Below are 3,561 nucleotides of genomic sequence, written 5' to 3'. Positions count from 1 at the left end.
GCCCCGGCGTTCCCGCCGGCCTTCGGCGCACCCCACCCGTACGCCGCGGGCCCCGGCCAGGGCGGCCACTCCCAGGGGCACGGCCACGGTCCCGCCCAGGGCCCCGGCCACAACGGCGCGGGCCACGGCGGCGGGGGTTACGGCTGGCCGCCCGTTCCCGGGCAGCACACCGCGGGGCAGTTCGGACAGCCGCTCCCGGGCGTGACGGCGGTGGCACCCGCCGGGCCCCCGGACGACGGGGGCCGCGCCCGCACCGCGGTGCGGGTCGCGGCGGCGACGCTGGCCGTCGCGCTGATCGCCGGCGCGGTGGTGTACGGCGTGATGCGCGGCAAGGACACGCAGGAGCGGGCCGACAAGGACACCCGCACCGGCACCTCCGGCTCCGCGACCACGGGGACCACCGGGAAGCCCGGACCGCCCCCGACCACCTCGGCCGACGACGACAAGGACGGTGACAAGGACGACGGCGACGCGGGCGCGGTGCCCGAGCGGTTCCTCGGGGAGTGGGGCGCCGTCATCGAGAACACCGCGGGGTCCAACCCCCGGCACATCACGCTGACCCAGGGCGAGGTCGGCGACCCGGTGCTGACCCTGGTGGCCGAGGGACCGCTGGAGGGCACGTCCTCCTCCTACCGGTGCGTCTTCGAGGCCGTCCTGACGGACGCCCCCGGCGGGGACGGCGTGCTCGGGCTGGGCCCCTCCCGGGTGGTCGACGGCGAGCCGCTCAGTTCCTGCTCGGCCGGCGCCCCCTCCACCCTCACCGTCGAGGGCGGCGCCCTGACCCGCACCATGGCCGACGGCGACAGCCTCACGTACACCCGGGACTGACCCCACGGCGGGCCGCCGCCCCCGGGACGCGGACCGGCCCGCCGCCGTCACCCCGTGGTGGGGCGGACGGCGGCGGGCCGGTGGGCGATCCGGGCACCAGGGGTCAGCCGCGGAGGATCCCCCCGAGGACCCGGGCCGCCCGCTCGGCGTCGGAGAAGGTGACGTAGAGCGGGGTGAAGCCGAAACGGAGGATGTCGGGCCGGCGGTGGTCGCCGACCACGCCGCGCGCGATCAGCTCACGCATGACCTCGCCGGCCCCCTCGCACCGCAGCGAGACCTGGCTCCCCCGCTCCCCGTGGAGCAGGGGCGTCACGCACTCCACGGACCCCTCGGGCACGTACGCGGCGACGCACTCGAGGAAGAAGTCCGTGAGCTCCAGCGACTTGCGCCGCACCGCGGCGACGTCCACGCCCTCCCAGACGTCCAGCGCCGCGTCGAGCGCGAGCAGCGACAGGATCTCCGGCGTGCCGACCCGGCCGCGCGCCGCGCCCTCGCCCGGGGCGTAGTCGGGGCGCATGCCGAACGGGTCGGCGTGCGAGTTCCACCCGGGCAGGGGCGTGTCGAACCGTGCCTGGAGGTCGCGGCGGACGTACAGGAAGGCCGGCGCGCCGGGGCCGCCGTTGAGGTACTTGTACGTGCACCCGACGGCCAGGTCGACGCCGTGCTCGTCCAGGCCCACCGGCAGCGCGCCCGCGCTGTGGCAGAGGTCCCAGACGGCGACCGCGCCCGCCGCGTGGACGGCCGCGGTCAGGGCGGGCAGGTCGTGCAGCCGCCCGGCCCGGTAGTCGACGTGATTGAGCAGCACCGCGGCGGTCCGCGGGCCGAGCGCCGCCGGGACGTCCTCGGGGCGCACCGGGCGCAGCGAGCAGCCCGTCATCCGCGCCGCGGACCCGGCCACGTACCCGTCGGTGGGGAAGGTGGTGGCGTCGACCAGGATCTCGTCCCGCTCGACCGGGCCGTCGCCCTCACGGGCGATGCGGACCGCCGCGACCAGCGCCTTGAAGACGTTGACCGAGGTGGAGTCGCCCACCGTGACCTGCCCGGGCGCCGCGCCCACCAGGGGCGCGATCCGGTCGCCGATCCGTTCGGGCGCGTCCCACCAGCCGCTCTCGTCCCAGGAGCGGATGCGCAGCTCGCCCCACTGCCGCCGCACGACGTCCTGCATCCGCTCGGCGACGCCCACCGGGAGCGCGCCGAGCGAGTTGCCGTCCAGGTAGGTCACGTCGTCCAGCGCGAAGCGCGACCGCAGTGCGGCCAGCGGGTCGGCGGCGTCCAGTTCCGTTGCTCTCGACAGGAGTTCAGACATGGCTGCGCGCCGTCCAGAGCTCGGGGAACACGGTGTTGCGGGCCCGCTTCTCCAGCCAGGCCACCCCGGCGGAGCCGCCGGTGCCGGTCTTGGCGCCCATCGCGCGGCGGGTGGCGACCAGGTGGTCGTTGCGCCAGCGCCAGACCAGCTCGGCCACGTCGGTCAGCGCCTCGCCGAGGCGGACCAGCGGGTCGTTCTGGTCGCGGGTGTAGAGGTCCGCCCACATCTGCTCGACCTCGGGCGACGGTTCGTACTTCTCGCTGACGTCGCGCCGCAGCACCGCCTCGGGCACGGCGTGACCGCCGCGCGCCAGGAAGCGCAGCACCTCGTCGTAGAGCGAGGGCTCGTGGAGGGCCTTCTCCAGCTCCGCGTGGGCACGCGGGGTGCCGCGGTGCGGGACCAGCATCGAGCGGGACTTGTCGCCGAGGAGGAACTCCAGGCGGCGGTACATGGCCGACTGGAACCCGGAGCCCTCGCCGAGGGCCCCGCGGTAGGAGTTGAACTGCGCCGGGGTGAGCTGGCCGAGCGGGATCCAGGAGGCGTTGAGCGCCTCCAGCTCCCGCACGGACCGCTTGAGCGCGTCGGTCGCAGCCGGGACGTCGTCGCGGCGCAGGGCCTGGGAGGCCGTCTCCCACTCGTGGACGATCACCGTGAACCACAGCTCCATGACCTGGGTGGTCACCAGGAACACCATCTCGCCCGGGTCGTCCGAGCGCAGTTGCTGGAGGTGGGTCAGCACATCCGCCCGGACGTAGTCCTCGTAGGGCGTCGAGCCGTCGAACTCGAGATGCGGGGTCTCCGGCTCGTGGGTCTGCTGAGCCTGTCGGGACATCGCTGTCTCCTGCTGTACTCCGGGTAGCGGTCCGCCCCTGCCGATACCGGCACGGGGGCCCCGGTCCCCGTGGGCATCCTCCGCAATGTTCCCGCACTCGGGCAATACCCGCCCGACGAGACGCGTCCGACATCATCGTCGACGACACCCCGTGGACGGTCGCGGGGCGAAGGGCCGCGGGGCCCGCGGAGAGGTGGGAGCGAGCGCATGACCGACGAGGAGAGAACGGCCGCGGACGCGGCGACGGGGAGCGGTGCGGCCGGGGACTCGGCGGCCGGGAGCGGTGCGGCCGGCGGCTCGGCGGCCGGGAGCGCCGCGGAGCGGGCGGCCGCCGAGGAGCGGTCGGCCCTCTCGCACGAGCCCGTGGCACCGGACGCGACCCGTGCCTACGGCGACCACCCGGACCAGGTGGTCGACTTCTACGCCCCGTCCGCCGGGAGCGCCGGTCAGCGGCCCGCGCCGCTGGTCGTGGTGGTGCACGGCGGGGCCTGGCGGGCGCCCTACGACCGCCGGCACGTCACCCCGTTCGCCGCCTTCCTGGCCGGCCGCGGGTTCGCCGTGGCCGTGCCCGAGTACCGCAGGGGCGGGGTGGCGG

General features: G+C 75.8%; 2 protein-coding genes and 2 pseudogenes. 2 read left to right on the top strand and 2 right to left on the bottom strand.

Features of this window, described 5'->3' with window-relative positions:
* Positions 1-828: pseudogene (locus ACOV8S_RS28430) on the top strand (serine/threonine protein kinase); the annotation flags it as partial.
* A 103-nt stretch (positions 829-931) separates the two neighbouring features.
* On the opposite strand, the gene kynU reads toward ACOV8S_RS28430, so the two are convergent.
* Complete coding sequence (gene kynU, locus ACOV8S_RS28425) at positions 932-2,134, bottom strand: kynureninase (protein WP_448321371.1); 1,203 nt, start codon at positions 2,132-2,134, stop codon at positions 932-934.
* Positions 2,127-2,966, bottom strand: a complete 840-nt coding sequence (locus ACOV8S_RS28420; RefSeq protein WP_448321370.1) for a tryptophan 2,3-dioxygenase family protein — start codon at positions 2,964-2,966, stop codon at positions 2,127-2,129. The genes kynU and ACOV8S_RS28420 overlap by 8 nt, the downstream gene beginning before the upstream one ends.
* Before the next feature lie 207 nt (positions 2,967-3,173).
* On the opposite strand from ACOV8S_RS28420, the pseudogene ACOV8S_RS28415 reads away from it, so the two are divergent.
* Positions 3,174-3,561, top strand: a pseudogene (locus ACOV8S_RS28415) (alpha/beta hydrolase); the annotation flags it as partial.

This window comes from Streptomyces sp. CO7 (assembly GCF_053474865.1).
Note: the sequence above shows the minus strand (reverse complement) of the source record. Positions and strands in the feature narration are given on the sequence as shown.